This is a genomic window from Caballeronia sp. INML2 (genome assembly GCF_023631365.1).
Classification (GTDB): Bacteria; Pseudomonadota; Gammaproteobacteria; order Burkholderiales; family Burkholderiaceae; genus Caballeronia; species Caballeronia turbans.
This window is the reverse complement of record NZ_JALQDH010000079.1, coordinates 86,883-112,630: the sequence shown is the minus strand read 5'-3', so window position 1 is coordinate 112,630 and position 25,748 is coordinate 86,883. Positions and strand designations below refer to the sequence as shown.

22 protein-coding genes are annotated in these 25,748 nt (G+C 63.4%); 15 read left to right on the top strand and 7 right to left on the bottom strand.

Annotation, left to right across the window (positions count from 1 at the left end; genetic code table 11):
* Positions 1-141: 141 nt before the first annotated feature.
* On the bottom strand, positions 142-1,812 hold the full coding sequence (locus tag NCT32_RS27285; protein WP_061118675.1) for a PQQ-binding-like beta-propeller repeat protein: 1,671 nt from the start codon (positions 1,810-1,812) through the stop codon (positions 142-144).
* A 975-nt stretch (positions 1,813-2,787) separates the two neighbouring features.
* Between NCT32_RS27285 and NCT32_RS27280 the strand changes: the two genes are divergently transcribed.
* From NCT32_RS27280 to NCT32_RS27270, 3 genes are read left to right on the top strand one after another with little or no spacing between them, the layout of a single operon-like run.
* The gene (locus tag NCT32_RS27280) at positions 2,788-3,441 is read left to right on the top strand and encodes an SCO family protein (RefSeq protein WP_061118674.1); all 654 of its coding nucleotides are present in this window, start codon (positions 2,788-2,790) and stop codon (positions 3,439-3,441) included.
* A 25-nt stretch (positions 3,442-3,466) separates the two neighbouring features.
* Positions 3,467-5,431 (top strand): RICIN domain-containing protein, encoded by a 1,965-nt coding sequence (locus NCT32_RS27275; protein ID WP_061118673.1) that lies wholly within the window; start codon positions 3,467-3,469, stop codon positions 5,429-5,431.
* Entirely contained in the window at positions 5,432-5,869 is a 438-nt protein-coding gene (locus tag NCT32_RS27270) for a hypothetical protein (protein WP_061118672.1), read from the top strand.
* Positions 5,870-5,921: 52 nt separating this feature from the next.
* Here the strand turns inward: NCT32_RS27270 and NCT32_RS37320 are convergent, their stop codons facing one another.
* Together NCT32_RS37320 and NCT32_RS27265 are read right to left on the bottom strand one after the other, a co-directional pair.
* A complete protein-coding gene (locus tag NCT32_RS37320; protein WP_284508553.1) occupies positions 5,922-6,053 on the bottom strand; it encodes a hypothetical protein in 132 nt (43 codons plus the stop codon).
* The gene (locus NCT32_RS27265; RefSeq protein WP_061118671.1) at positions 6,043-6,996 is read right to left on the bottom strand and encodes a LysR family transcriptional regulator; all 954 of its coding nucleotides are present in this window, start codon (positions 6,994-6,996) and stop codon (positions 6,043-6,045) included. Before NCT32_RS27265 ends, NCT32_RS37320 begins: the two co-directional genes overlap by 11 nt.
* Before the next feature lie 184 nt (positions 6,997-7,180).
* On the opposite strand from NCT32_RS27265, the gene NCT32_RS27260 reads away from it, so the two are divergent.
* Genes NCT32_RS27260 through NCT32_RS27235 form a run of 6 tightly spaced genes read left to right on the top strand, consistent with a single transcriptional unit; the run spans position 7,181 to position 15,311 of the window.
* Complete coding sequence (locus tag NCT32_RS27260; RefSeq protein WP_061118670.1) at positions 7,181-9,226, top strand: hydantoinase/oxoprolinase family protein; 2,046 nt, start codon at positions 7,181-7,183, stop codon at positions 9,224-9,226.
* A gap of 4 nt (positions 9,227-9,230) precedes the next feature.
* Positions 9,231-10,976 (top strand): hydantoinase B/oxoprolinase family protein, encoded by a 1,746-nt coding sequence (locus NCT32_RS27255; protein ID WP_061118669.1) that lies wholly within the window; start codon positions 9,231-9,233, stop codon positions 10,974-10,976.
* Entirely contained in the window at positions 10,973-12,142 is a 1,170-nt protein-coding gene (locus NCT32_RS27250) for a CaiB/BaiF CoA-transferase family protein (protein WP_086961138.1), read from the top strand. Before NCT32_RS27255 ends, NCT32_RS27250 begins: the two co-directional genes overlap by 4 nt.
* Positions 12,139-12,951: an enoyl-CoA hydratase/isomerase family protein gene (locus tag NCT32_RS27245; RefSeq protein WP_061118668.1), complete on the top strand. Its 813-nt coding sequence runs from the start codon at positions 12,139-12,141 to the stop codon at positions 12,949-12,951. The genes NCT32_RS27250 and NCT32_RS27245 overlap by 4 nt, the downstream gene beginning before the upstream one ends.
* A gap of 51 nt (positions 12,952-13,002) precedes the next feature.
* On the top strand, positions 13,003-14,364 hold the full coding sequence (locus NCT32_RS27240; protein WP_061118667.1) for an MFS transporter: 1,362 nt from the start codon (positions 13,003-13,005) through the stop codon (positions 14,362-14,364).
* Between the two features lie 11 nt (positions 14,365-14,375).
* Positions 14,376-15,311: a hydroxymethylglutaryl-CoA lyase gene (locus NCT32_RS27235; RefSeq protein ID WP_061118666.1), complete on the top strand. Its 936-nt coding sequence runs from the start codon at positions 14,376-14,378 to the stop codon at positions 15,309-15,311.
* A 13-nt stretch (positions 15,312-15,324) separates the two neighbouring features.
* On the opposite strand, the gene NCT32_RS27230 is transcribed toward NCT32_RS27235, so the two are convergent.
* Positions 15,325-16,068: an alpha/beta hydrolase family protein gene (locus NCT32_RS27230; protein ID WP_250490648.1), complete on the bottom strand. Its 744-nt coding sequence runs from the start codon at positions 16,066-16,068 to the stop codon at positions 15,325-15,327.
* Positions 16,069-16,337: 269 nt separating this feature from the next.
* Here NCT32_RS27230 and NCT32_RS27225 point away from each other — a divergent pair, with 269 nt between their 5' ends.
* Together NCT32_RS27225 and NCT32_RS27220 are read left to right on the top strand one after the other, a co-directional pair.
* The gene (locus NCT32_RS27225) at positions 16,338-17,699 is read left to right on the top strand and encodes an MFS transporter (RefSeq protein ID WP_061118665.1); all 1,362 of its coding nucleotides are present in this window, start codon (positions 16,338-16,340) and stop codon (positions 17,697-17,699) included.
* Between the two features lie 31 nt (positions 17,700-17,730).
* The gene (locus NCT32_RS27220) at positions 17,731-18,720 is read left to right on the top strand and encodes a D-2-hydroxyacid dehydrogenase family protein (RefSeq protein WP_061118664.1); all 990 of its coding nucleotides are present in this window, start codon (positions 17,731-17,733) and stop codon (positions 18,718-18,720) included.
* A gap of 93 nt (positions 18,721-18,813) precedes the next feature.
* On the opposite strand, the gene NCT32_RS27215 is transcribed toward NCT32_RS27220, so the two are convergent.
* A complete protein-coding gene (locus tag NCT32_RS27215; RefSeq protein ID WP_061118663.1) occupies positions 18,814-19,839 on the bottom strand; it encodes an AraC family transcriptional regulator in 1,026 nt (341 codons plus the stop codon).
* A 140-nt stretch (positions 19,840-19,979) separates the two neighbouring features.
* Between NCT32_RS27215 and NCT32_RS27210 the strand changes: the two genes are divergently transcribed.
* The 4 genes from NCT32_RS27210 to NCT32_RS27195 are packed head-to-tail and all read left to right on the top strand — an operon-like array spanning position 19,980 to position 23,897.
* Positions 19,980-20,918 carry a 3-keto-5-aminohexanoate cleavage protein gene (locus NCT32_RS27210; RefSeq protein WP_061118662.1) on the top strand — a complete coding sequence of 313 codons (939 nt, stop codon included), beginning with the start codon at positions 19,980-19,982 and terminating at the stop codon, positions 20,916-20,918.
* Between the two features lie 47 nt (positions 20,919-20,965).
* The gene (locus tag NCT32_RS27205; RefSeq protein WP_061118661.1) at positions 20,966-22,309 is read left to right on the top strand and encodes an MFS transporter; all 1,344 of its coding nucleotides are present in this window, start codon (positions 20,966-20,968) and stop codon (positions 22,307-22,309) included.
* 23 nt (positions 22,310-22,332) lie between these two features.
* Positions 22,333-23,073, top strand: coding sequence for a 3-oxoacyl-ACP reductase FabG (fabG, locus tag NCT32_RS27200; protein WP_061118660.1), 741 nt, complete (start codon positions 22,333-22,335; stop codon positions 23,071-23,073).
* A gap of 32 nt (positions 23,074-23,105) precedes the next feature.
* Entirely contained in the window at positions 23,106-23,897 is a 792-nt protein-coding gene (locus NCT32_RS27195) for an SDR family oxidoreductase (protein WP_061118659.1), read from the top strand.
* 26 nt (positions 23,898-23,923) lie between these two features.
* On the opposite strand, the gene NCT32_RS27190 is transcribed toward NCT32_RS27195, so the two are convergent.
* Both NCT32_RS27190 and NCT32_RS27185 read right to left on the bottom strand, forming a co-directional pair.
* On the bottom strand, positions 23,924-24,742 hold the full coding sequence (locus NCT32_RS27190; RefSeq protein ID WP_061118658.1) for an amidohydrolase: 819 nt from the start codon (positions 24,740-24,742) through the stop codon (positions 23,924-23,926).
* Positions 24,739-25,746 (bottom strand): NAD(P)-dependent oxidoreductase, encoded by a 1,008-nt coding sequence (locus NCT32_RS27185; protein WP_061118657.1) that lies wholly within the window; start codon positions 25,744-25,746, stop codon positions 24,739-24,741. The genes NCT32_RS27190 and NCT32_RS27185 overlap by 4 nt, the downstream gene beginning before the upstream one ends.
* Positions 25,747-25,748: the final 2 nt, after the last annotated feature.

Genomic DNA, 25,748 nt, shown 5'->3' with positions numbered 1-25,748 from the left:
GTTTGATGGTTCCGGCATCGGGGCCGATGCCGGAACGTGTGACGATCCGCATGCACATCGTCGAGGCGCGCCTGCGGATGCTCGCTTCGTCAATACTGACGGCGGGAACGTTTCGTTCTGGTCGCTGCGAGCGAGCTCTCGCTATTTCGACAGCAACCCGAACACGGCGACGCCGCTCTTCGTCCCCACATACACCTTGCCGTTCGCGATCATCGGCGTGACGAACTTGTTGCCCGGGCCGAACTGGTCTCGCCCGCCGGCATCGACGCTGCTGTAAAGCTCGTTGGCCAGATTGTTCGCGTCGTAAGCGCGCAGCACGCCGATCGAGCCGTTCTGCGCCGCCCACAGAATGCCGTTCGCCGTGCCGTTCGCGGAAATGCCCGGCGTCGCACCGGGGAAGCCGAATGTGTTCGGCGTCTGACTCGCCGGCGTGCCCGACAGCGCGGCGTTCGAAACCTTGAACGCCTTGATGGTGTCGCCGACCGCGCCGAAATACACCGTGTTGTTGAAGTACGCGGGCGCCCCGAACATCGGTCCGCGTATCTGGCCGACGAGCTCCTGATAGATGTGATCCGCGTTCGAATCGAACTTGCCCATCGAAAAGCGATTCACGACGTAGATCGTCGAGTTCTTGCCGGCGCCGACCGCGAGATGCCAGACCTTGCCGTTTGCATCGGCAAAATTCGGCAACACCATTGCGCCGCCCGAGCCGAGGTCTTCGTCCTGATTCGACTCCTGCACCGTGTTCGACGGCTGAAAGTAATCCTGCACCCTGAGCGGCCCCAGGTTGAGCCTCAGGAAACCATTGCCGTAGTTGTCGTGGATCGGCATCTCGTGCTCGTTTTGCGTCGGGTCGAAGGTGCCGTTGGCGTCGAGCAGATAGATCGCCTCGCCGTCCGACGCGAGGCCCGCGCCGCTCATCCAGATGGAACCCATCTGGCCGTTCGGCGTGACATTCAGCACGCTCGCCTGCTGCAGCGTGTTCGCGTCGTAGCCCATCACCCAGCCGGTGTACGGCATGTAATCGCAATGCGAGGTCCACGCGGTATAGACGACGCCGTTCAGCAGAAGCAGCGCCGCGCGCTCGGCGTACTGGCCCGGATCGAACGTGAGCGTGCCGTTCTGACTGCCCGCGCCAGTGCCCGGATAGGTCGCGCGGATCTCCGTCGGACCGTTGAAGAGTTCGGCGCCCGTCGTGATGTCGAGCGCGTGAATGCGCTGGTGATAGCCGCCCGAGCCATCCTTCGACATGCCGACTACATATATCGCACCGTTCGGTCCGCGCGAGCGGTCGATGACCGGCGTCGCCGTGACGCCGATGGTCGGCGTGATCTGCGTGCACTTGTGGTCGTCGCTCGGCGACTCGCCGTTGCCGAGGGTCGAGACCTTCCAGAGCACGGCGCCGCTGTCCGCATCGAAGGCGTAGACGCTGGCATTCTCCGTCGCGACGTAGACCACGTTGTGCGTGCCGCCCGCGATCGGCACGCCGGCGAGAAAGAGCGGCTCGGCGTCGACGACGCCATCGACGGAATAGACGGCGAGCTTGCCAAAGGTACTCGAACGAACGTTCGCGGGCGTGAGGATCGTTTCCGCCAGTTGCTGGCCGGTGCGGGCGATGTCGTTGTGCCAGGTGACGACGTCCATCGGGTTCGCGGCGGCCGCGCCCGCTGCATTCGACACGCTCGATGGCGTCCTGGCCGCGGCGGCCGATGTCGAATCGCCGCCGGAGTCACCGCCGCTGCACGCGCCGATGATTGCCGTGATCAGCACGGCGCCGAGTGCGGCGGCATAAGCGGAAAAACGCGCATTCATTTGCTTTCTCCTTCTCCGAAAGCCGGCACGGGCACCGCGCTGTCGCGCCACGGCGGTGCTGCAACAGAGCAATTTCAGTCAGAGCAATTGCAGTGCCCCGGTCTTGCGGCGGACGCTGCGACCCGTTGAGCGCTTTTTACACCGGAAGCAACGACGACCTTTTCGCCACCGAACGTTCGGGCGCAATGTGAGAGGCCTGGTCTTCACTGATCAGAAAGCTATCGTGCAGCGGCACGACAACGCGTTTGTAATCTTGACGGGCTTTATGGCGAACGATGAAATGCGTCGGCGACTATTGAAGGACTCCGGTGCATAGCGTGCCACGCGGGAGCTTCCGGACAGACTTGCTTCATCGCAGGCGCTTGTCGAATTCACGAAACAGGTTGTTGCCGGGCCGGGCAGAGCAGCATTCGACGGTGACGACCGTTTGAAAGCTATCGCAGATCGCAGAGCGAATCAATGCGGCCGCGAAAAATTATTTTCGACACGACGATGCAAGTTCGACGCGGCCGTTCTCCATGTTTGCGGCGTTTGCTGATCAAAAAGATTACGATTCGGTCAGGCCCGCCATATTGGCGAGCGGGTTCGAAAAATTTTTCCGGGAAGTTTTGAAAGATTCATTACGTCCCTGACGTGCATCGCCAGTTGCCATTTCAGAAACCCGAAAGTCCATTATTGCCCTTCGCCGGTCCTGCAAAGAGCAATGCCAGTAAGCCATCCTTATATAGAAAAAATCGGTCTGCTCGACGAGTTGTTCCGGCTCTAAAAAACGAATGTGTCCAAGTGCACATATTTATCTATTCATTTCATGAGACGAAGTTTTGTCGCCGATTTGGGCTGCTAATCTTCGATCGAAGATCATCGCAATACGAAAGGGCGGGGCGGCGGCGACATGTCTTCGCGGGCACGTCCTACTGGAAGTTCGCAGTGCGGTTCACACCCTGAGCGCTCGAAACGAGGGTCATCATAGTGCCGATGTGTACGATGCAGGTCAGCCGCGACAAGCTGCCGGACTGCGCGAAATCCGGGATGCGTGCGCCTTCGCTGACCCGCCGTTCCATGCTTTGCGACATGGCCGCGCTCGCTCTTGGTGCGGTAAGTCCCATCGCATTCGCGCAACATGGCGGCCTCGGACTCGTCACGCCGCCGCTTCGTCTCGACGATGCCTGGCTCGTCGACCAGACCGGCAAGAAGCGCCTGCTGAATGACATGCTGCACCAGGGTGTAACCGCACTGCAGACGATCTACACCGGTTGCGGCACCGTATGCCCGCTGCAAGGCGCGCTTTTCAGCACGGTGCAGGAACGGATCCCGGGAATCCGCGCCCGTCATCCCGTGCAGTTGTTGTCGATAGGAATCGATCCGCTTTCCGATTCACCCTCCGCATTGCGCGCCTGGCTCGAGCGTTTTCAGGCCGGTCCCGCGTGGAATGCAGCGACGCCAGCACTTTCAGATGTAGACCGGGTGCGCGTGGCGCTGTCGGGCAGCAAGACGCCCCTCGGCGACATCGCGGACCATTCCACGCAGGTCTTTTGCTTCGATGCCAACGCGATGCTGCGCTGGCGAAGCGCCGACCTTCCTCGCGTCAACGACATCTGCGATGTGCTCGGCGCGCTTGCACGTACATAACCAGCCTCATGTACGGGGAGCAACCATGCCAGAAATTCATTCGACGGGACACGCGCCCAGCCTGCTCGTCCGGTGCATGCGCTTTTTGCTGCTGATCGCGTTATCGCTCGCGTTGTCGGGCGTATCGCTCAGTGTGCGCGCGCAAACCGCGGCTCCCGTCACCGTGAGCGGCACCAACCTGTGCGCGGACGTCAGCGGCCAGTCGACGACACCGGGCGCACCGGTGATCGCCTGGACTTGCTGGGGCGGCGCAAACGAGCAATGGCTCCCGTCTGCGACCGGCGCCCGGTACACCCTCGTCAACCAGAACAGCGGCCTGTGCATGGACGTGTCGGGCCAAAGCCTGAGTCCGGGCGGCCCCATCATCCAGTGGACCTGCAATGGTGGCTTGAATCAGGCCTTCACGTTGATGCCGCAAGGCGCGGGCTACGCAATCGTCGCGGGGCATAGCGGCTTATGCGTGAGCGCGGCGAGCACGACTTCCCAGGGTGCCCAGTTGAGGCAGCAGGCGTGCAATGGAGGTGCGACACAGACGTGGATGGTGAGCGGCTTGCCGCCGCAGAAAACCGCATTGCCTTCGAAGTGGACGGCGCCCATCACGCTGCCGCTCGTTCCGCTGCAGGCCGCCAATCTGCCCAATGGAAACGTGCTGGTCTGGTCGGCTGACAGCGCGCTCGACTTCACCCCGGGGGCGAACCCGCCGCGCAGGACGTATACGGCAATCTTCAATCCGTCGACGGGCAGGAGCCAGCAAGTGATCGTGACCAATACCGGACATGACATGTTCTGCCCGGGCATCGTCAACCTTCCTGATGGCCGGATTTTCGTGACCGGCGGATCGACCGCGAAACTGACCAGCATTTATTCGCCTTCGACTAATTCGTGGACCGCGAGCGATCAGATGAACATCGCGCGCGGCTATCAGGGCAGCGTGACATTGAGCAACGGCGACGTGTTCCTCGTGGGCGGCTCGTGGAGCGGCGGGCTCGGAGGCAAGAGCGGTGAAACCTGGACCGCGGGTTCGGGCTGGCGGATCAACGGCGCCATCACGGACGACTACATCCTCACGAACGACGCCGGAGGTCTGTTTCGCGCCGACAATCACGCATGGATGTTCGCGGTCGGTGATGGACGCGTGTTTCACGCGGGACCGAGCCGGGCCATGCACTGGTTCGATACGGCCGGCAACGGCAGCGTGACCGCGGCCGGCAACCGCGGGAGCGACAACGATGCGATGAACGGCAACGCGGTCATGTACGACGTCGGCAAGATTCTCACCGTCGGTGGCGCGCCGAGCTACGATCAATCGCCGGCCACCGCCAATGCAACGCTCATCGACATCAGCAGTGGAAACGCCGTAGTGCGGACCATTGCGCCGATGAGCTACCGGCGCGCGTTCAACAACAGCGTCGTGCTGCCGAACGGACAGGTCGTCGTGGTCGGCGGGCAGACGTTTGCTGCGCCTTTCTCGGACGACAACGCGGTGCTCACCCCGGAGCTGTGGGACCCCGCGACCAATTCGTTTTCCCCGCTCGCCCCGCAGGCCGTGCCGCGCACTTATCACAGCATGGCGCTGCTCCTGAACGACGGACGCGTGCTGAGCGGCGGCGGCGGACTGTGCGGATCATGCGCGACCAATCACACCGACGTGGAGATATTGACGCCCCCGTATCTGCTGAATTCGGACGGGTCTGCCGCGTCCCGGCCGAGCCTCTCGTCCGTTCCGTCGGACGCGCAGCTCGGCACGACGATCGTGGTGACGGCCAGCAGGGCAGTGCGCTCATTCGTACTGATGCGCTCCTCGTCTTCCACGCATTCGCTCAACAACGAGCAGCGACGCGTGCCGCTGACATTCAGCGTGGGTACCGCGGGCGAATTTCATTTGAACATTCCTTCCGATCCGGGCGTCGTCGTCCCCGGCTATTACATGCTGTTCGCGCTGAACTCGAACGGGGTGCCGAGCGTCTCGCGCGTATTGCGCGTGCATTGAATGGTGCGGCGATACCACTCTGCAACACAGGCCATCGCGATCGGCCTTGCGCTCCTCGCGCTGACACCGCTTGCCCGCGGCGAGGCCGCGTGCGATCGGGCCGACCTCGGGTGTGCAATTTTCAGCGGGCAGCATCCGATGTCCGCGCATTTGCGCGACGACGATCGTCCGCTACCTTCCTGGACGACCCGATGCGTCAATTGCCACACAGGCACGTCGAAGGCTTCGGCCTTCGCGCCGCCGCTGACACACGACGCCCTGCTCGGCGCGACAAGTCGCCGGGGCGGGCCGATCAGTCACTATGACGCGACGTCCTTCTGCCGGGCGGTCAAAGACGGCATCGACCCGGCGGGCGTCCTGCTTGGCAAGTCGATGCCTCACTATCGGATGACCGATGCGCAGTGCATGGCGCTCTGGCGCTTCGTCGTGCGTCGATAGTCGTAGTCTGGCCTTCGGCCGCCTGTTGACGGCTTCTCTCAAGAACGCCGTGTTAGAAGGTCGCGGTCTTGCCGCCATCGGCGGCGAGAATCTGCCCCGTCACGAATGCAGAGCCCTCGCTCGCCACATTGAGCACCGCGCTGATCGGTGCGATCGTCGGCGGCTGATTCGATTCAAATGTCATTGCGCCAAGGCTGCTCGTCCCGCTTCTGCTTGCATAGCTCGATGAACCTCTGTACCGGCGCGGTCGCCGTGGCCCCGCGACGCGTGGCGATGCCGTATGGCGCGCCGCGTCGTTCTATGCGAATCGGCAGCACCGCCATCATGCCGTGCACCTGGAAGTATTGCGCGACCTTCAACGGCATCAATGCGACGGTGCCCTCGCTCGCTCGCAGCAACGACAACGTGGCAAATGTCGAAGACGTCTCGATGGCGTAACGCGGGAAGGGAACCTCGGCGTCGTCGAAGAGCTGTTCGAGCAGGGAGCGCATCGGCAGCGCGGCTTGCGGCACGATCCACGGGTTGTCGGCGAGCTCCGCGAGCGACAGACGCTGCACGCTCGCGAGCGGATCGGCGCCGTCCACCACCAGACACACTTCCTCGACCTCGAGCGGAATGAAATCGTAGGCTTCCGGATGGACGCTGATGCTCGGCCGTCCGATGACGAGATCGAGCAGACGCTGATCGAGCATCGATAACAGGCGGGCGCTATTGTCCTCCCAGACCTCGACGGACACGTCCGGCTGCACTTCCCGCAAAGAGCGAAGTATGGGCGCGAGCCACTCGGGCATCGAGCCCATCACGGCGCCGATGGCGAGCATGCCCCCGCCGCCGCGCATGATGGCTGCAAGCTCGTCGCGCAGCGCGCCGATCTCGGAACGCACGGCGCGCGCATGACGGATGACGCAGCGTCCGAGTTCGTTCGGCACGATGCCTCGCGGCGATCGCGCGAACAGCTCCGCGCCGAACATCGCCTCGATTTCGCGCAGCGACTTGGTCGTCGCGGGCTGCGAGAGCGACACCTGCTGGGCCGCCTTTCGCAGCGAGCCGTGGTCGTCCAGCGCGATCAGAAGCGCGACGTGATTGCCGCGCAGCCGCCTCAATATCGCATCGATACTGGTTATCACCGATATAACTCCAACGTCTCACCTGATCGGAAGGTTTCATTATCTGGCCGCATCGATGCCTCTTTAAACTGGTTTCGTCGATGTTCGTCGCAGCCCGGCGCTCGACGGCGCGGCTCGATCATGCCGGAATACACGCGGCGTGAGCAAGCGAACCGGAAATCACGCATCACAGGAGAGAGGCAAATTGAAAAGAATCGGACTCGATGTCGGCGGCACCTTCACCGATGTCGTGATGGTGGACGATGAGACAGGGCGCATCTGGTCGACCAAGGTGCCGACGACGCCGAAGGATCGCGTCATCGGCACCATCGAAGGCTTCCGCAAGATTCTCGAACTGTCGGGCACCGACAGCGCCGACGTTTCGTTTCTCGGGCACGGCACGACCATGGCGACCAACATGGTCGTCGAGGGCACCGGCGCGAAGACGGCGCTCGTCACCACGCGCGGCTTTCGCGACATCCTCGAACTGAGGCGCGTGTCGCGCCACGATCGCGCCGATCTCTACGATCTGCTGTTCGACAATCCGCGTCCGCTCGTCGAGCGCCGCTGGCGGCTCGAAGTGAACGAGCGCCTGCGCCATGACGGCAGCGTCGAAACGCCGCTCGATCATGCGCAACTCGAAGCGCTCGCCGATCAGATCCGCGCGTCGGATGTCGAGGCCGTCGCCGTGTGCTTTCTGCATGCGCACGTCAATCCGCGGCACGAACGCGAAGCCGTCGATGCGCTGCGCCGCCTGTTGCCGGATCATTTCGTCTGCGCATCGCACGAGGTGAACCCCGAATCGATGGAATACGAGCGCGCGAGCTCGACGGTCATCAACGCGATGCTCGGCCCGGTCTGCGGACGCTACATCGGGCGGCTCATCAGCGCGCTGGCGCAACACGGCTTCGCGGGCGAGTTCCTCTTCATGCAGTCGAACGGCGGTCTCGCGGGTCCGGCGATGGTCGCGGACAAGCCCATCGTGCTGCTCGAATCGGGTCCGGCGGGCGGCGTCTCCGCGGCGATCCGCAACTGCGAGAAGAGCGAGCTGAAGAACGCGATCCTCGGCGACATGGGCGGCACGACCTTCGACGTCTCGCTGATCCGCGACTTCCGCCCCGAACTGCGCAACAAGAGCCTGCTGCATACCTACACCGTGCGTTCGCCCAGCATCGACATCGACTCGGTCGGCGCGGGCGGCGGCTCGATCGTGTGGATCGACGCGGGCGGCGGCGTGCGCATCGGACCGGAGAGCGCGGGCGCGGACCCCGGTCCCGCGTGCTACGGACGCGGCGGCACGCGTCCGACCGTCACGGACTGCAATCTGGTGCTCGGCTATATCGATCCCGACAGTTTTCTCGGCGGCGAATTCAAGCTCGATGCGCAGGCGGCATGGCGCGTCGTCGACGAAGTCATCGCGAGGCCGCTCGGCGTCTCCGTGCCCGAAGCCGCGCAGGTCGTGCGCTCGGTCGCCAACGCGCTGATGGCTCAGGCCATCCGCATCATGACGGTCGAGCGCGGCTACGATCCGCGCGAGTTCTCCTACATCTGCTACGGCGGCGCGGGGCCCGTGCACGCGGTCGATCTGGCGCACGAAATGGGCATCCGCCGCGTGGTCATCCCGCCGCTGCCGGGTCTCTTCAGCGCGTTCGGCATGACGGTCGCGGATCAGCAATACGACTATCAGCGTCCGCTCGAAAGCGATCTCGCGATGCTCGACGACGCGGCCCTGCACACCGCGCTCGAAGAACTGACCGCGCAAGGCATGGACGAGTTGCGGCGTCACGGCGTGCAGGCGCAGAACGTGAAGGTCGTGCGCCTCGCCGATTGCCGCTACGCGGGCCAGCCCGATGTCATCACCGTCGAAGTGCAGGGCGAGGCGCAGGGCATCCGCGCAGCGCTCGCGCAGGCCTTCGAGGACGCGCATCTGCGGCAATGGAACTTTGTCAGCAAGGACAAGCCGGTGGTGATCGCCAATGTGCGCCTGCAACTCGTGGCGACGACCGGCTGGCGCGGCTGCGTCGCGAGCGCGGATGGCGGCGAACTGCCGAAGCCGGTGCGCACCCGGGAGGTTTATTTCGACGACCGCGCGCGCACCCTGCCGGTATTCGCGCGCACGCAGATCCCGGTCGGCGCGACCATCCAGGGGCCGGCGGTCATCGAAGAGCACAGCAGTTGCGCCGTGCTGAAGGCGTCGCATGTCGCGCGCGTCGATCCCGATCTCAACCTCGTCATCGAACTGGCAGCCTGAATTCATGGACATCGTTACTTACGAAATCATTCGCAGCAGTCTCTTCGCGGTCGCGCGTGAAATGAAGATCGCGATGATGCGCACCGCCGGCAGCCCGCTCATGCACGCGAGCGGCGATTCGTCGGCCGCCATTTTCGACGCGGACATGCAACTCGTCGCGCAAGGCAACGACATTCCGACGATGCTCGGCTCGGCCGTCATCTCGACGCGCGTGTCGGTGGAAGCGGTCGGGCGCGACAATCTGCGCCCCGGCGACGTCATCGTCAGCAACGACGCCTACGTGGGCGGCGGCAATCATCAGCCCGACGTGCAATTCACGCGGCCCGTGTTCGCGGACGGCAGGATCGTCGCCTTCGTGATGACGCGCGGCCACTGGACGGACATCGGCGGACAGTCGCCGGGCAGCTATACGGTCACGACGTGGGACGTGTTCGCCGAAGGCATCCGCATTCCGCCGGTGTTTCTCTATCGCAACGACGAGCCGGTGCAGGACATGCTCAACCTGCTCACGAGAAACAGCCGTAACGCGCACGAACTGCTGCTCGACATCCAGGCGCAATACGCGGGCACCTTCGTGGGCGACCGGCGCATCGGCGAACTGGTGGCGAAGTACGGCGCCGATGCGTTGCGCGACGTGATGAGCCAGAGCCTCGATCACTCGGAGAAGCTGATTCGCGCCGAGATCGCGCGCATTCCCGATGGCGTCTACGAAGCGGAAGAGTATCTCGATCCGATCGAAGCGCCGGGCTGGAAGCAGGAGCGTCCGCTGCTCAAGGTGAAAATCACCAAGACGGGCGACCAGATCACTTTCGACTACACCGGCACCGGACCGCAGGCACGCGGCGGCATCAACTGTCCGCTATCGGTGACGTGCAACAGCACCTGGTTCACCGTGAAGGCGCTGACCGATCCGGGCATCCCGATCAACCAGGGCTGCTATCGGCCGGTGACGATCATCGCGCCCGAAGGCAGCGTGCTGAACTGCCGCTATCCGGCGTCGGTGGTGTCGGGCAACACGGAGACCTCGCCGCGCGTGATCGACCTGCTGCTCAAGGCGCTCGCGCCCGCGGTGCCGGAGCGCATCACCGGACAAAGCAACTGCGCGTCGTGCGCGGGCATTTTCAGCGGACGCGATACCGATGCGGCGCGCGTTGCCCGCACCGGCCAGGAATTCGTCACCATGCACGATGTCCACGCGGGCGGCATGGGCGCGCGCGCGGGCAAGGACGGCGTGAGCGGCGTGCGCGTCTACGTGGGCAACGCGGGCAGCCAGTCGGTCGAGATGATCGAAGCGACGTCGCCGCTGATGGTCGAGGAGTGGTCGCTCGTCACCGACAGCGGCGGCGCGGGCCGCCGGCGCGGCGGGCTGACATCGCGGCGCGTGTATCGCGTCGAATATGACGAAGCCACCTTCACCGTCTCCGGCGAACGCGGACGTTCGGCGCCCGAAGGCCACTTCGGCGGCCAGCCGGGCACGCGCTTCCAGTGCGTCGTCGAGCGCGCCGACGGCAGCGAACACAAGGTTGCGGCGAAGGGCGGGCAGACGGTCGTGTATCGCGGCGATCGCGTGACGGTGCAGCCCGCGGGCAGCGGCGGTTATGGCGATCCGCGCGAACGCGAGCAGGCGCGCATCGATGCCGATGTCGCCGATGGCTACATCAGCGCGGATGCGGCGGCGCGACTATACGGGCAACGCGATGCGGCGCCGGAGCAAGCGGCCGACGCGCCGTTCGAAGTGGCGGCGCAATGAGCACGCATGAAACGATGAGCCAGCCCCTGCCGCTCGCGGGCGTGTGCGTGATCGAGATCGGCCACAGTCTCGCCGCGCCATACGCCGGCATGATCCTCGGTTCGCTGGGCGCCGAGGTCATCAAGATCGAAAGCGCGGAACACGGCGATTACGCGCGCGACTGGGGCCCGCCCTTCGTCGATGGCGCGGCCGCGCTGTTTCATGCGGTGAATCACGGCAAGCAGAGCATCGCGATGTCGCTGTCGAATCCCGATGAAGCCCAGGCGTTACGCGAGCTGATCGCGCGCCGCGCCGATGTCGTGCTGCAGAACCTGAAGGCGGGCGGCACGGAGAAATACGGTCTCGGTGGCGAACAGATGCTGCGCATGAAGCCGTCGCTGGTGTACTGCAATCTCGGCGCGTTCGGCACGGCGGGACCGCTGCGCGACAAGCCCGGCTACGATCCGCTCGTGCAGGCGCTGTCCGGTCTGATGAGCTTCCTCGGCCAGCCGGGCGAGCCGCTGTCGCGCATTCCGGTGTCGGTGAACGACATGGGCACGGGGCTATGGGCCGCGATAGGCGTGCTCGCCGCGCTCTTCAGACGTCAGGCGACGGGCGCGGGCGAAGTCGTGTCGGTGTCGCTGTACGAGACGGCGATCAGCTGGGCGGGCATCCAGATCGCCGACTATCTCGCCTCGGGCGTGCTGCCGGGGCGCTGGGGATCGGGGACGGCCGCGATCGTGCCGCATCAGGCCTTCGAATGCGCGGACGGCACCATCATGGTCGCCGCGGGCAACGACCGCCTGTTTCATCGCCTGTGCGGCGTGCTTGCCATCCCCGCGCTCGCCGAAGACCCGCGCTTCGTCACCAACGGCGCGCGCGTGAGCAACCGGGTCGAGCTGATCGACTTGCTGCATGCGCAGTTCCGCAAGCAGGGCATCGCGCACTGGCTCGATGCGCTCGACCGGGCCGGCATTCCGTGCGGCCCGATCCAGACCATCGATCAGGTCGTGGAGCACGAGCAGACCAGGGCGCTCGACCTGCTGCGCACCACCGACGATGGCGCGGCGACGGTCGTCGGCGTGCCGATCTCGTTCGGCGGCGCGCGGCCCGCGCACACGGGCGTGACGCCCAAGCTCGGCGAACATAATCATCTGCTGGCGAAAACGCCACTGGAGACATCTTGAAACTTGCATCGCAACTGGTCGGCGCGCTCGACACGCTGACGCTCGAAGAAATCGACGAACAGATCCTCGTCGTCAAGCTCGATCGCCCGGAAGTCTCGAACGCGATCAGCACCACGATGGGCGAGGAAATCATCCGGGTATTCGGCGCGCTGGAAGCGAACCCGGCGCTGTATCGCTGCGTGATCCTCACGGGCGCGGGCGAGCGTGCGTTCTGCGGCGGCGCGGACCTCAAGCAACGCGAAGGCATGACCGACGAGCAGTTCGGCGTGCAGCACTACCTGTTCGAGCGCATGAACCGCGCGATCACCTATTGCCCGGTGCCGATCATCTGCGCGGCGAACGGCTCGGCGGTCGCGGGCGGACTGGAACTGCTGCTCGCCTGCGACTTCGCGTATGCAAGCGCAAGCGCGGTATTCGGCTTCACGGAGGTCAAACGCGGCATCATGCCGGGCGGCGGCGGCACGCAACAACTGCCGCGCACCATCGGCATGCGGCGCGCGAAGGAACTGATTCTGCGCGGCGCGAAATTCACGGCGCACGAAGCGCTCGCGTGGGGCGTCGTCAACCGGCTGTGCGAGCCGGGGCGCGTGCTCGCCGATGCCATCGACGCGGCGCGCGACATCTGCACGAGCGCGCCGCTGTCGGTCGCGCAGGCGAAAAAGGCAATCGACCTCGGCATGCAGGGCGACCTGCGCACCGGGCTGTATCTGGAAATCGAAGCGTACAACCGGCTGATTCCGACCGAGGATCGTCTCGAAGGCATCAGCGCCTACAACGAGAAACGCTCGCCCCGATTCCAGGGCCGCTAACCTCGACTGCACGGCCGACCCAAAAACCCGGACTCACCGGAGGAGACAGACATGACACCCGACATCGGCAGCTTCGACAGGCCAACGGCCGAAGCGACGTACGGCAAGATCACGCGCAGGCTCATACCTTTTCTGTTCCTGTGCTATGTGTTCGCGTTCCTCGATCGCATCAACATCGGTATCGCGCAGCTCGACATGAAGCATGACGTAGGCTTCAGCGATCTCACCTACAGCATCGGCGCGGGCATCTTCTTTCTCGGCTACGTGCTGATGGAAGTGCCGAGCAATCTGCTGCTCGCGCGCATCGGCGTGAAGCGCACCTTTTCGCGCATCATGATCCTGTGGGGCTTGATCGCGGCGGGCACGGCGTTCGTCACGCTGCCTTCGCATCTCTACACCGTGCGCTTCTTTCTCGGGCTTGCGGAGGCGGGGCTGTATCCCGGCGTGATTTTCTATCTCACGCGCTGGTATCCGGTCGAGCGTCGCGCCAAGGTGATCGCCATCTTCACCTGCGCGACCGGCATCGCGGGCCTGTTCGGCGGGCCCTTGTCGGGCGCGCTCATGACGTACTTCAACGGCTACTTCGGGCTGCACGGCTGGCAGTGGATGTTCATCGTGCAAGGCCTGCCCGCGAGCGTGCTCGGGGTGGTCGCGTTCTTCTTTCTCGATGACGGCCCGCAGCAGGCCAAATGGCTCACCGAGAACGAGAAGGCCGTCGTGCTCGCCGACATTCGCAAGAGCTCGAGCGTGTCGACGAAGCATGCGGAGCACACTTTCGCCCGCGCGCTGAGGGATTTCCGCGTCTACGTGATGGGCTTCGTGTGGTTCACGCAGATCGCGGGCGTGTTCGCGATCGGCTTCTGGCTGCCGACGCTCATCAAGAGCGCGGGGGTGTCGGGCGCGTTGCAGATCGGCTGCTATTCCGCGATCCCGTATTTCGTGAGCTGGGTCGCGCTCATCATGCTCAACCGTCATTCGGATCGCACGATGGAACGGCGCTGGCATTGCGCCGTTGCGATGGTGTTCGGCGCGGCCGGCCTCGTCGTCGCGGCATTCACGACGGGCAATCTGGCGCTGTCGCTGGTGGCGCTCTCGGTCGCGACGGCGGGCATCCTCGCGCCCAACCCGCTGATCTGGGCGATCTCGACGGATTACATCCGCGGCAGCGGCGCGGCGGGCGGTGTCGCGGTGATCAATTGCGTGGGTCTGCTCGGCGGTTTCGTCAGCCCGATGATCATCGGCTCGATCAAGACGATGACCAACAGCATGGTCGGCGGTCTCGGCGCGATCGCGCTGCTGATGGTGCTCGGCGCAATTGCGGCAGTGGTGCTCGCGCCGGCGACATCGGCCGCAGCGGCTGGCGTCGGCCATACGGACGAAAGCAACGATGCAGTCGCGGACGCGACGATCTGAATGGAGCAGACATGATCGAAAAAGATGTGCAGATTCGCGAAGTCGGCTTGCGCGACGGGCTGCAAATGGTGCGCACGATACTCACGAGCGAGCAGAAGCTCGAATGGTGCGCGCGAATGGTCGATGCCGGCGTGACCGATATCGAAGTGACGTCGTTCGTGCCGCCCAAAGTCGTGCCGCAATTCGCGGACGCGGTCGAGGTCGCGACGGGCGCGCTCGCCATCGAGGGGCTTCACGCCGCAGCGCTGGTGCCCAACCTGAAGGGCGCGCAACGCGCATTCGACGTGGGATTGCGCAAGGTGCATTACGTGCTGTCCGCGAGCAACGAGCACAACCTGAAGAACGTGCGGCGCAGCACGGCGGAGTCGGTCGAGGACTTCGTGCGAATCGCGGCGGCGCGCCACGAGCTGGGCGGCGATGCCGTGCTCGGCGCGGGCGTGGCGACCGCGTTCGGCTGCACCATCGCGGGCGAGGTCGATGAACGCATCGTGCTCGGGCTCGTCGAATCGCTGATGGAAGCCGGCGCGCAAGAGATCACCATCGCCGACACGGTTGGCTATGCGAATCCCGCGCAGGTGCGTGCGCTCATGAAGCGGGTTCTGGCGCTTGCGGGGCAACTGCCCGTTGCCTGCCATTTCCACGACACCCGCGGTCTGGGTCTCGCGAACGTCATGGCCGCGCTCGATGCAGGCGTGCGTGCGTTCGATGCATCGCTCGGCGGGCTCGGCGGCTGTCCGTTCGCACCGAACGCGACGGGCAACATCAATACCGAGGACACGGTGTTCATGCTCGAAGCGCAAGGCCTGCGCACGGGCATCGATATTGACCGGCTGCTGGCGATTCGCGAGACCATCGCGGGATGGCTGCCCGGCGAGCCGTTCACGGGCGCGATCGCCCGCGCGGGTTTGCCGAAGACCTTCGTGCATCGGGAGGCGATCGCTGCATGAGCCGCTTACCGGGCTAGGACGCTGCCGCGAGCCGTTCGAGCAGATCGGCAAGCAGGGCGGGCGCGAGGACCATCGCGTCGTGGCCGGTGTCGATGCTCTCCCAGCCCCAGCCCGGATGTTGCGACCGGATATGCTCGCGCACGGGCGCGAGCGTGTCGTACGACGGATTCGCGCAATGCACGTAGGTGCAAGGCAGCCCATTGCCGAGCGGATGTTCGAGCATGAGCGGCGTGGTGTAGGTCGCAAGCGGATGCGGCGTGAGCCGCCGATGCACCCAGCCGGCACGCGGATGATCGTCCGGTATGCCGGTGCCCTTCAACCCGTTGACGGGCATCGCGAGCGACTGGCCGCTTGCCCGTACCGACGCCATGCGCTCGTCTACTACACTTGCAGGCAGGATATCGAACGCGCATTGGCCGCTTTGCACGAGCAGGCTGTCGAGGAATACGAGCGTGCGCAGCGCGTGGGGAATGCGATCGGCGACGCCCGATGCAACAAGGCCGCCATAGCTGTGGCCCACCAGCACGACGTCGTTCAGTTCCTCCGCTTCGATGACATTGACGATATCGGCGATATTCACATCGAGCGACGTGACCGACGCAAGCAAATGATGGCGTTCGCCGAGGCCGGTCATGGTCGGGGCGATGACGCGATGGCCGCGCCCGATCAGTTCATCGACGACGGGTCGCCAGACCCAGCCGCCGTGCCAGGCGCCGTGAACGAGGACGAAGTTGTTGTTCTGTATGCTGCCTTTCAAGTCGGTCTCCTGATGAATTCGTGCGCGAGAGAATGAATGACACATGCCCGGTCAATCGTCGCAGAGATAAAGCCGCTACGCAACCGATAACAAAAGCTCCAAGCGCCGCTGATTACTGGTTATCACCGATATAACCCGCGCGTCTCACCTGATCTGTACTTTTCATTATCTTTGCGCATCGATTCTTTTTAGACTGGCGAAGCATGTTGGGGATGGAAGAGGAGTGCGTCGGTCACGTTAGCCCACGCCGTAAAACATGGAGACAGCGAGTGAACGAGTCCGTTCTAAATTCCGAGCCGGCGTCAGCCGATGCGCTTCAGTCCGGATCGACTGCAAACGCGCATGATCGATCGCTCTACTTGCGCGTCACGCTGCGCATCGTGCCCTTGCTTTTCGTGTGTTACGTCGTCGCGTTCCTGGATCGCATCAACGTCGGCTTTGCAAAGCTGCAGATGCAGGACGCGCTCGGCTTCAGCGACAGCGTGTATGGCCTGGGCGCCGGCATTTTCTTTCTCTCATACTGCTTGCTGGAAGTGCCGAGCGCCATGCTGCTCAGGCGCATGGGCGCGAAGCGAACCATTGCGCGCATCATGATTTGCTGGGGAATCGTCGGGGCGTGCTCCGCGTTCGTGACGAACGTCACCCAGTTCTATATCGTGCGATTGCTGCTCGGTGTGTTCGAGGCGGGCTTCTTTCCCGGCGTGATCTTCTACTTGAGTTCGTGGTTTCCGGAAAGAAGGCGCGGCGTGATAATCGCGTGCTTCATGGTGGGGTTTCCGGTCGCGGGTCTCGTGGGCGGCCCTGTGTCCGGATGGGCGATGACGAGTCTTGCTCATGTCGCCAATCTCGCCGGATGGCAGTGGCTTTATATCGTCGAGGCGCTGCCGGCGGTCGTGCTCGGTCTCGTCACGTTATTCCTGCTGGACGATAACATCGACAAGGCGAAATGGCTCACTGAAGCGGAGAAGAGTGTGCTTCGCCAGGCCTTCCAAGTCGAGATGGAGCGCAAGCGCAAGGCCGGAAACAACGGTCATGCGAAGCTCGCGGAGGCGCTTTCGGACCCCAAGGTCTATATGCTCGCGTTCATCGATTTCGCGTTTGTCTGCGGAACCTATTCGGTGACCTTCTGGCTTCCGACCGTCATGAAGGACTCGGGCATTTCGAATCTCTCTCTGCTCGGATGGCTTTCCGTCATACCGTACGGCATGGGGGCGATCGGCATGGTCGCGATCAGCCGAAGCTCGGATCGAATGCTCGAGCGGCGTTGGCATGCGGCCATCGCGGGTTTCGTGGGCGCTGTCGCCTTGTTGCTCGTCTCGCATCCGACGAACTCCCCCGCCTTGACCGTTGGGCTGCTGACGATTGCCTGCGTGGGCATCTTCGCGACCAACGTCCTTATCTGGTCGCTCGCGGCGGATTACCTGAACGGATCGCCGGCGGCAGCGACGAGCATCGCTTTCGTCAACTGCATCGGCTTGCTCAGTGGCTTTTGCAGTCCGTTCGTCATCGGATGGCTCAAGACCGCGACAGGAACGCTCGTCAGCGGCCTCTACGTGATGACGGCAATACTCGTGTCGGGCATTCTCGTCATGCTGCTCGGCTTCAGACGTCATACGCAAGCGCGGCTTTGATCCGCACCTCGAAAGGAACCGGCCAGGACCTATGCATAACATTGCCATTCTCGATGATTTCCAGAACACCGCGCTTCGATTCGGAAACTGGAACAGCTTGCGCGAACACGCTGACATCACGGTCATCACGAACACGATCAGTGAAGAGAGCGAACTGGTCGAGCGTCTGCGTCCCTACGACATCCTCTGCGTGATGCGCGAGCGCACCTGGTTCACGCGTAGCGTCCTGTCGAAGCTGCCGAATCTTAAGTTGCTGGCAAGCACGGGGCCGTGGAACGCAGCCATCGATATCGAAGCGGCCCATGAACTGGGCATAACGGTGTGCGGGACCGCATCCTCGCCGACGGCCGCGGCCGAACTTGCATGGGCGCTTATTCTTGCCGCGACGCGGCACATTCCGCGTGAAGTCGCATCGTTCAGGAAGGGAGGCTGGCAGGTATCGGTCGGCGGCGACCTGCATGGCAAAACCATCGGTCTTCTGGGTCTGGGTTATACCGGTGGCGCGACCGCGCGAGTCGCCCAGGCTTTCGGGATGCGCACGATCGCATGGAGCCAGAACATGACGCAAGAGTCGGCCGCGAAGTTCGGCGCTTCATATGTCTCCAAGGAGGAACTGCTCGCCGCGAGCGACATCCTTTCGATTCACGTCCGCCTTTCGGACCGGACGCGCAATCTGATCGGCGCGAAAGAATTGGCGATGATGCAGCCGCACGCGCTGCTGGTGAACACCGCGCGCGGACCGATCGTGAACGAAAAGGCGCTGATCGATGCGCTGAGCGAGAAACAGATCGCGGCCGCCGCGCTCGATGTTTTCGATCAGGAGCCGTTGCCGCCGCAGCATCCGTTCCGATCGATGGACAATGTCATCGCGACATCCCACATTGGCTACGTCACCGATGAGTCTTATCGAATCTATTACGGCGAGTCGGTTGAAAACATTCGAGCCTGGATCGCAGGTACGCCTGTCCGTGTACTGACGCCTGCGCAACGCGAAATCAGTTACATCACGCAAGGCGCGTAGCGACTTTCGTACCCATGCCGACGGCGGCGACGTATCCGAAGTCGCCGCATCCGGACGAGCGAAGGCGTTCGCGCATCAGGCATCGTCATGCTTTCAGTGACGTAGCGCCTCGGTGCCTTTCCCCGTCCAGCGTTTGAGCGCGCGACGGAAATTCGCGGCATCGCTGAAGCCGAGCAGCATCGCAACGTCCTCGGTGCTCATCTTCGTCGTCTTCAGGTATTCGAGCGCGAGCGAGCGTTTGACATCATCGACGATGGCCTGGAACGACGAACCTTCTTCGTCAAGTCGCCGCCTCAAGGTTCGCGACGTGAGATGCATCGACTTCGCGACGCTCTCCATGTCGGGAAAGGAGCCGGGCGTGGCCATCAGACTTTGATACACCTCGCCCGAGACGCCGCTCGATGTCTTCGCCTGTCCAATCAATCGATCGCAAGTCTCTTGCAACATTGCCGTCGTGAGAGGGTGAGCGAGTTGCGGTTTGCGCTCGAGTATCGCGCTGTCGTAGATCAACTCGCATTGCGCCTGCCCGAAGAGACATTCGCATCCAAGATAGTCCGGGTAGATGTCCGCGTGCGCGGGCGCGGGATACGAGAAACACGCTTTCACAGGCGGACATATACCGCCGGCGACGTCCTGAAGATGCGTCACGTGCTGAGTGTATTGCTGCTCGATGATGAATTCGCGCAGTTCACGGGACGGGCTCGACGTGAACGCATCGGGGAACGTCCAGACCATGCGGTCCGGATACTCCGTCCATTCGATCGCGACGGTCGGCGTCGCCAGCCGGTGATACTTCACGCCCAGTTTGAAGTAGTCGCGCAACGACAAACACGACATGAGCGCGTAGCCATACATGCCGTAGGCGGACAGGTGCAATTTGCGTCCGACCTTGAAAGGCGTAGCTGGATCGCAGCCCAGCGACACGGCGTTCCTGCAGACGGTCGCATACTGCCCGACGGACGTGAGGACGGACGCGTCCTGCAATTCGCCAACCGTGACACCCGAGCCGCTCAGGCTCTCTTCGGGTGCGATGCCCTGCTCCGCGAGCACCTCGACCAGCGCGGCAATCTTGTAGGGCGCGAACATGCGTTCGTTGAGCGGCGGGCGGATAGTGGCCATGTTTCTCTTGTCCTCTGAGGACTCGCGAGTGTCCGAAAAAGACCTTTTCTCGAAGATGCTACCTCAATAAGATTTGAGTCACAAGGCGCCACTGACGTGCGAGAAGGCGCTGAATGCAAACGGAGACGAGGACTTTCCCGATGAGCGATACAGGCCGCAAGGTCATCATTTCGTGCGCAGTCACCGGCGCCACTCACGTCCCGACAATGTCGGAGCATCTGCCGATCACGCCCGCGCAAATCCGCGACCAGGCGATCGACGCCGCTCGAGCCGGAGCGGCGATCATTCATCTCCACGCGCGCGACCCCAAAGACGGGCGTCCCACGCCCAGCCCCGACGTCTTTCGCGAATTCGTCCCCGCCATCGCAGAGGCAACGGACGCGGTCATCAACATCACGACAGGCGGCAGCACGCGCATGACCCTGGAGGAGCGGCTCGCTTATCCGCTGCAAGCGGCGCCCGAGATGTGTTCGCTCAACATGGGGTCGATGAACTTCTCGATCCATCCGCTTGCAAGCAAGGTATCGTCCTGGCGCTATGAGTGGGAAAAGGGCTATGTCGAGGGCATGGAAGACATGATCTTCCGCAACACCTTCAAAGACATCAAGCGCATCCTTCTCGAGCTCGGAGGTCGAGGCACGCGCTTCGAGTTCGAATGCTACGACCTCGGGCATCTCTACAATCTCGCGCATTTCGTCGATCAAGGCCTGATCAAGCCGCCGTTTTTCATTCAGTCGGTGTTCGGCATCCTGGGCGGCATGGGCGCGGATCCGGAGAACATGACCGTGATGCGCGCAACGGCCGACCGCCTGTTCGGACGCGAGAACTATCACTTCTCCGTGCTGGGCGCAGGCCGTCATCAGATGCCGCTGGTCACGATGAGCGCGATTCTCGGCGGCAACGTCCGCGTCGGGCTGGAAGACAGCGTGTACATCGCGAAGGGCGTGAAGGCCGAGTCGAACGCGCAGCAAGTGCGCAAGATCCGTCGAATCCTCGAAGAACTGTCGTTTGAAATAGCGACGCCGGACGATGCGCGCGCCATGCTGGGATTGAAGGGGCGCGACAAGGTTACACCGTAAGACTTTCGATATTCGTAGACAGGGCGCAGACCCATCCCGGAGACACAATGAACATCATCGACAACCTCGATAAGCTGCATCACACCGCGACCCGGAAAGCGATGCGGCGACTCATTCCACTCATGTGTGCGATCTACTTCATGTCGTTTCTGGATCGCACGAACGTCGCGTTGGCGAAAGCGCAACTGGCAGTCGATGTCGGCATCAGTGCCGCCACGTATGGATTGGGTTCGGGCATCTTCTTCATCGGCTATGCCTTGCTCGAAGTGCCCAGCAATCTTGCTGCGCACAGAATCGGGCCGCGGCGATGGATCGCGAGAATCGCGGTGACGTGGGGCATTCTCTCCACCGCGATGATGTTCGTGCAAGGCGAGTGGTCGTTCTACGTACTGCGTGTGTTGCTGGGCATCGCTGAAGCGGGGCTTTTCCCTGCGCTCATGTACATGGTCACGCTGTGGTTCGCACCGAACGACAAGCCTGTCGTAGTGGGCTGGATCTATATCGCGCCGGCGCTTGCGTTGATGCTCGGCAGTCCGCTCGGCGGAGCCCTGATGCAAATGAATGGGCTCGGCGGCCTTCATGGCTGGCAGTGGATGTTCATGATCGAGGGCATTCCCAGCGTTCTGGTCGGCATTCTGCTTTTCTTCAAGATGCCGGAGCGTCCGCGCGACGCCCGCTGGCTGTCCGCCGAGGAAGCGCAGGCGCTGGAATCACGCGCGGCCGCTGACGCGCAAGGGCATCCGGAGCTCACGTCTTCCGACTGGATGGCGGCGTTGAAGCGTCCCACGACTGTCCTGATGGGCCTGATCTACTTTCTGAACCAGGTGGCGTTCGTCGGGCTCTACTTTTTTGCGCCCTCGATGATTCAGCAGATGCACGTCAAGTCGCCGTTTCTCGTGGGCGTGCTTGCCGCGAGCGTCGGCCTCGGTTTCCTGTTGGGCGTGCTCATTCTTCCGCGGATTCATCGGCGTTACGGCAATGACTGCGCTTACCTGGGCATGCTCACGGTGGGGCTCATTGCCGGTGCGTGCGCGTTCATCGCCACATCGAATCCTGCGGCACGCATGGTGCTCCTTGCGGTCACGGCTTTCTTTGCCGGAGGCGTGTTGCCATCGTACTGGGCCATCGCGATGAAGCGCCTTCACGGCATTCAGGCAGCGGCAGGGCTTGCGTTCATCAACACGATCGGGCTTATCGGCGGGTTCGTTGGACCCTACCTGTTCGGATTGGCTGAAACCGTGACGGGACGTAGCGATTCCGGCTTCTACATCATTCTCGTGGCGTCGTTGCTCGGTCTGCTGCTCGTGCCGGTGTTCGCAAAGGCGATTCGCCGCGAGACCGAAACGTCGCACCCGCTTGGAAAGGGCAGTGCTGCCGAAATGCATTCTTGAACGATCGACCCGCAAGGAAAAAAATGAGACTACAAGGGAAAGTCGCGCTCATTACGGGCGCGGGGCAGGGAATCGGCGCAGCGACCGCTCGCAAGTTCGCGCAGGAAGGTGCGGCGGTTGTCGTGTGCGATGTCAATGAGTCAGCGCTCAGGCAAGTGACGCAGGCTTGCCGGAAAGCGGGTGCGGAGACGGCGGAATACTGCATCGACATGACGGATCGGCTCGCCGTCGACGAGGTGGTCGCGAGCGTGATCAGGCGCTTCGGTCGAATCGACGTGCTTGTGAATAATGCAGGCATTACGCGCGACGCTCGTCTGCAGAAGATGACCCTCGATCAGTTCGATGCGGTGATCGACGTAAATCTGCGGGCCGTCTTTCATGCAAGCCAGGCCGTCGCAGAGGGGATGATCGCGCGAGGCTCGGGTGTCATTCTGAATGCGAGTTCGGTCGTTGGCATCTATGGCAACTTTGGGCAAACCAACTACGCCGCGTCCAAATTCGGTGTGATCGGCTTCACGAAGACATGGAGCCGGGAGCTCGGCCCGAAGGGCATTCGCGTCAACGCCGTGGCCCCCGGATTCATCGATACGTCGATTCTTTCGACGATCCCCGAAGACGTTCTGCACAAGATGCGTGAACAGGTGCCGCTGGGCCGCCTAGGTGCGCCAGAGGAGGTCGCGAACGTCTACGCGTTTCTGGCGAGCGACGAGGCGAGCTATATCAATGGCGCAGTGATCGAAGTGTCTGGCGGCATGACGCTTTGACCGCCGTGGTATCGAAATCGAATCTTGTTGACATGAATACTTTCGAATTGTTGAAGCCCCAGCCTGGTTTGCGGGTCTTGATCACCGGCGCGGCCTCTGGCATCGGTGCTGCAATGGCTCAGGCGTTTGTCGAGGCCGGCGCGAAGGTCGTCATCTGCGATGTCGATGCTGTGGCCGTCGATGCATTTGCGGCAACGAATTCGTCGTTACGTGGCTGCGTGGCGGACGTCAGCGACTCGGACCAGGTCGATCAGGTCGTCGCAGAAACCGGGCGCGCCCTGGGCGGACTCGATCTGCTGATCAACAACGCCGGGATTGCCGGTCCGACAGGGGCTATAGAAGATATCGACGAAGAGCAGTGGGAGCGGACCGTCACGACCAATTTGAACGGACAGTTCAACTTCCTGCGCAAGGCGGTGCCGCTCATGAAGGACACCTCGCGGAGTGCGAGCATCATCACGATGTCGTCTGTCGCGGGGCGGCTCGGCTACGCGTTTCGCACGCCCTATGCGGCGACGAAGTGGGCGCTCGTCGGACTCACCAAATCGCTGGCTATCGAATTGGGGCCTGCGAACATTCGAGTCAACGCCATTCTGCCTGGCGTTGTGCAGGGAGAACGGATGGATCGCGTGATCGCTGCGCGGGCGGAGTCACTGGGCGTAACGGTCGACGCGATGCGGGATGACTACCTGAGGAAGATCTCGTTACGTCGCATGGTAACGATGCAGGACATATCCGCGACGGCTCTTTTTCTTGCTTCGCCCGCTGCACGCAACATCACTGGACAGGCGATCAGCGTCGACGGGAACGTGGAGTATCTGTGAGCGACCTGCTGTTTGCGGGACACGCATCAGAATAAGCCTGCCTGGAACCCGTACAACTCGGCCGGATTATCGACCAGTATCTTGCGGCGAATCTCGTCGCTTTGCACGAGCCGCATCGTCCAGTCGAGCATGCGCGCGTCGTTTGGCAGGGGCTTCACATTGGGATGCGGCCAGTTCGACGCCCACACGCCGCGCTCGGGAAAACGCGCCGACAGCGTGCGCACGAGCCACGAAACGTCATCGAAGCCAGGCGCGCCGGTGCGCGAACTCTCATACGGCGCGGACAGTTTGATCCAGCATCGCGGGCCGTCGAGCAGACGGCACAGCGACGCGAACCCTTCGCTTTGCGGCGTCACCGGCGCGAGAAACTTGCCGAGATGATCGATGACGAGCTTCGAGGGCAGGCGCGCCAGCATCGCTTCGTGTTGCGGCAGGGCGTGCCCGTCGAGTTGAAGATCGATGTTCCATCCAAGCGGTTCGATACGCGCCGACATGTCCGCAAGCGCGTCCCATGGCAGCACGCCGCCGGGCAGCATCATGAACCGCACGCCGCGAATGCCCGCATCGTGCAGGCGCTGCAGTTCGTCATCGCCGATATCGGGTGCGACGACCGCGATGCCGCGCGCGCCGGCACCGAGCTGCCCGATGGCCGCGAGCGTGCAGCGGTTGTCGAAGCCATAGCCCGTCGGCTGCACGACGATCGCGCGCGAAAAGCCCAGCCCGCGCTGCACGTCGCGATACGCCGACGCGGGCGCGGGCGGCGGCGTGAACGTCGCGCTCGCGGCGAGCGGATAACCTTCCTCGTAGACGTGAATGTGGCAGTCGCAAGCGCCTTCGATGTTCATCGCGCGACCGCCTGCATGTCGAAGCCTGCGAGGCGGAACGCATGCGCCGCATTCACCGCGCCCACGGGCATGCGGCCCTCGAACAGCGCCTGCGTCTGCGCGACCGTTTCCATCGACTGATGCTCGATGGCGCCCGGCGTCAGCCCGCCGACATGCGGCGCCGCGATCACACGCGGATGCGCCGCGAGCGCCGCCGCGGGCATCTGGTCCGCAGCGCGGCCGACATCGAGCGCGCATCCGGCGAGATGATCGCACGCCAGCGCGGCGAGCAACGCGGCATCGTCGACGAGTTCGCCGCGCGCGGCGTTGATGAAGTACGCGCCGCGCTTCATCGCGGCGAAGGCTTGCGCGTTCATGAGGTTCGCGGTCTGCGCATTGGCGGGCGCGAGACACACGACGAAGTCCGACTGCGCGAGCAATTCATCGAAGCCGACTTGATGGAGGCGCGCATCGTCGATCGTGGCGTAAGGATCGGACACGATGACGCGCATGCCGAACGCCAGCGCGAGGTCGCAGAGATAGCGCGAAATCTGTCCGTAGCCGATCACCCCGACGGTGCTGCCGCGAAGCTCGCGGCCCATCTTCGGCGCGGGCGCTTCATGGCGGTGATAGGCCTGCGCATACGCGGTCGTGCCGCGCGCGAGATCGAGCATCGCGCCGATCACCCATTCCGATACCGAGGGCACGAAGCCCGCGCTTGCCTGCGTGACGAGCACGCCGAGTTCGCTCGCGGCATCGACATCCACCGTGCGGATATCCACCGCGCAGCGCACGAAGGCGGCGAGCTTCGGGAGTGCCTCGAACAATGCGCGCGGCGCGGGCGTCTGGCGGTACGCGATGATGACATCGGCATCGCGCGCGGCAGCCGCGAGTTCGGCTGTCGTCAGTTCGCGGTCTTCCTCGTTATACGCAACGTCGGCGAAGGTCGCGAGCGCAGCCGATGCGCGCGCGCCGAAGTAATGTTCCAGCATGTGCCGGGGATGACTCACGAATACCTTGTTCATGT

What these genes read in the sequence shown, in the direction of transcription:
- NCT32_RS27285 (WP_061118675.1), bottom strand. Translation starts at nt 1,812, where the DNA reads ATGAATGCGCGTTTTTCCGCTTATGCCGCCGCACTCGGCGCCGTGCTG.
- NCT32_RS27280 (WP_061118674.1), top strand. Translation starts at nt 2,788, where the DNA reads ATGTGTACGATGCAGGTCAGCCGCGACAAGCTGCCGGACTGCGCGAAA.
- NCT32_RS27275 (WP_061118673.1), top strand. Translation starts at nt 3,467, where the DNA reads ATGCCAGAAATTCATTCGACGGGACACGCGCCCAGCCTGCTCGTCCGG.
- NCT32_RS27270 (WP_061118672.1), top strand. Translation starts at nt 5,432, where the DNA reads ATGGTGCGGCGATACCACTCTGCAACACAGGCCATCGCGATCGGCCTT.
- NCT32_RS37320 (WP_284508553.1), bottom strand. Translation starts at nt 6,053, where the DNA reads ATGACATTTGAATCGAATCAGCCGCCGACGATCGCACCGATCAGCGCG.
- NCT32_RS27255 (WP_061118669.1), top strand. Translation starts at nt 9,231, where the DNA reads ATGGACATCGTTACTTACGAAATCATTCGCAGCAGTCTCTTCGCGGTC.
- NCT32_RS27250 (WP_086961138.1), top strand. Translation starts at nt 10,973, where the DNA reads ATGAGCACGCATGAAACGATGAGCCAGCCCCTGCCGCTCGCGGGCGTG.
- NCT32_RS27240 (WP_061118667.1), top strand. Translation starts at nt 13,003, where the DNA reads ATGACACCCGACATCGGCAGCTTCGACAGGCCAACGGCCGAAGCGACG.
- NCT32_RS27235 (WP_061118666.1), top strand. Translation starts at nt 14,376, where the DNA reads ATGATCGAAAAAGATGTGCAGATTCGCGAAGTCGGCTTGCGCGACGGG.
- NCT32_RS27220 (WP_061118664.1), top strand. Translation starts at nt 17,731, where the DNA reads ATGCATAACATTGCCATTCTCGATGATTTCCAGAACACCGCGCTTCGA.
- NCT32_RS27215 (WP_061118663.1), bottom strand. Translation starts at nt 19,839, where the DNA reads ATGGCCACTATCCGCCCGCCGCTCAACGAACGCATGTTCGCGCCCTAC.
- NCT32_RS27210 (WP_061118662.1), top strand. Translation starts at nt 19,980, where the DNA reads ATGAGCGATACAGGCCGCAAGGTCATCATTTCGTGCGCAGTCACCGGC.
- NCT32_RS27205 (WP_061118661.1), top strand. Translation starts at nt 20,966, where the DNA reads ATGAACATCATCGACAACCTCGATAAGCTGCATCACACCGCGACCCGG.
- fabG (WP_061118660.1), top strand. Translation starts at nt 22,333, where the DNA reads ATGAGACTACAAGGGAAAGTCGCGCTCATTACGGGCGCGGGGCAGGGA.
- NCT32_RS27195 (WP_061118659.1), top strand. Translation starts at nt 23,106, where the DNA reads ATGAATACTTTCGAATTGTTGAAGCCCCAGCCTGGTTTGCGGGTCTTG.
- NCT32_RS27190 (WP_061118658.1), bottom strand. Translation starts at nt 24,742, where the DNA reads ATGAACATCGAAGGCGCTTGCGACTGCCACATTCACGTCTACGAGGAA.
- NCT32_RS27185 (WP_061118657.1), bottom strand. Translation starts at nt 25,746, where the DNA reads ATGAACAAGGTATTCGTGAGTCATCCCCGGCACATGCTGGAACATTAC.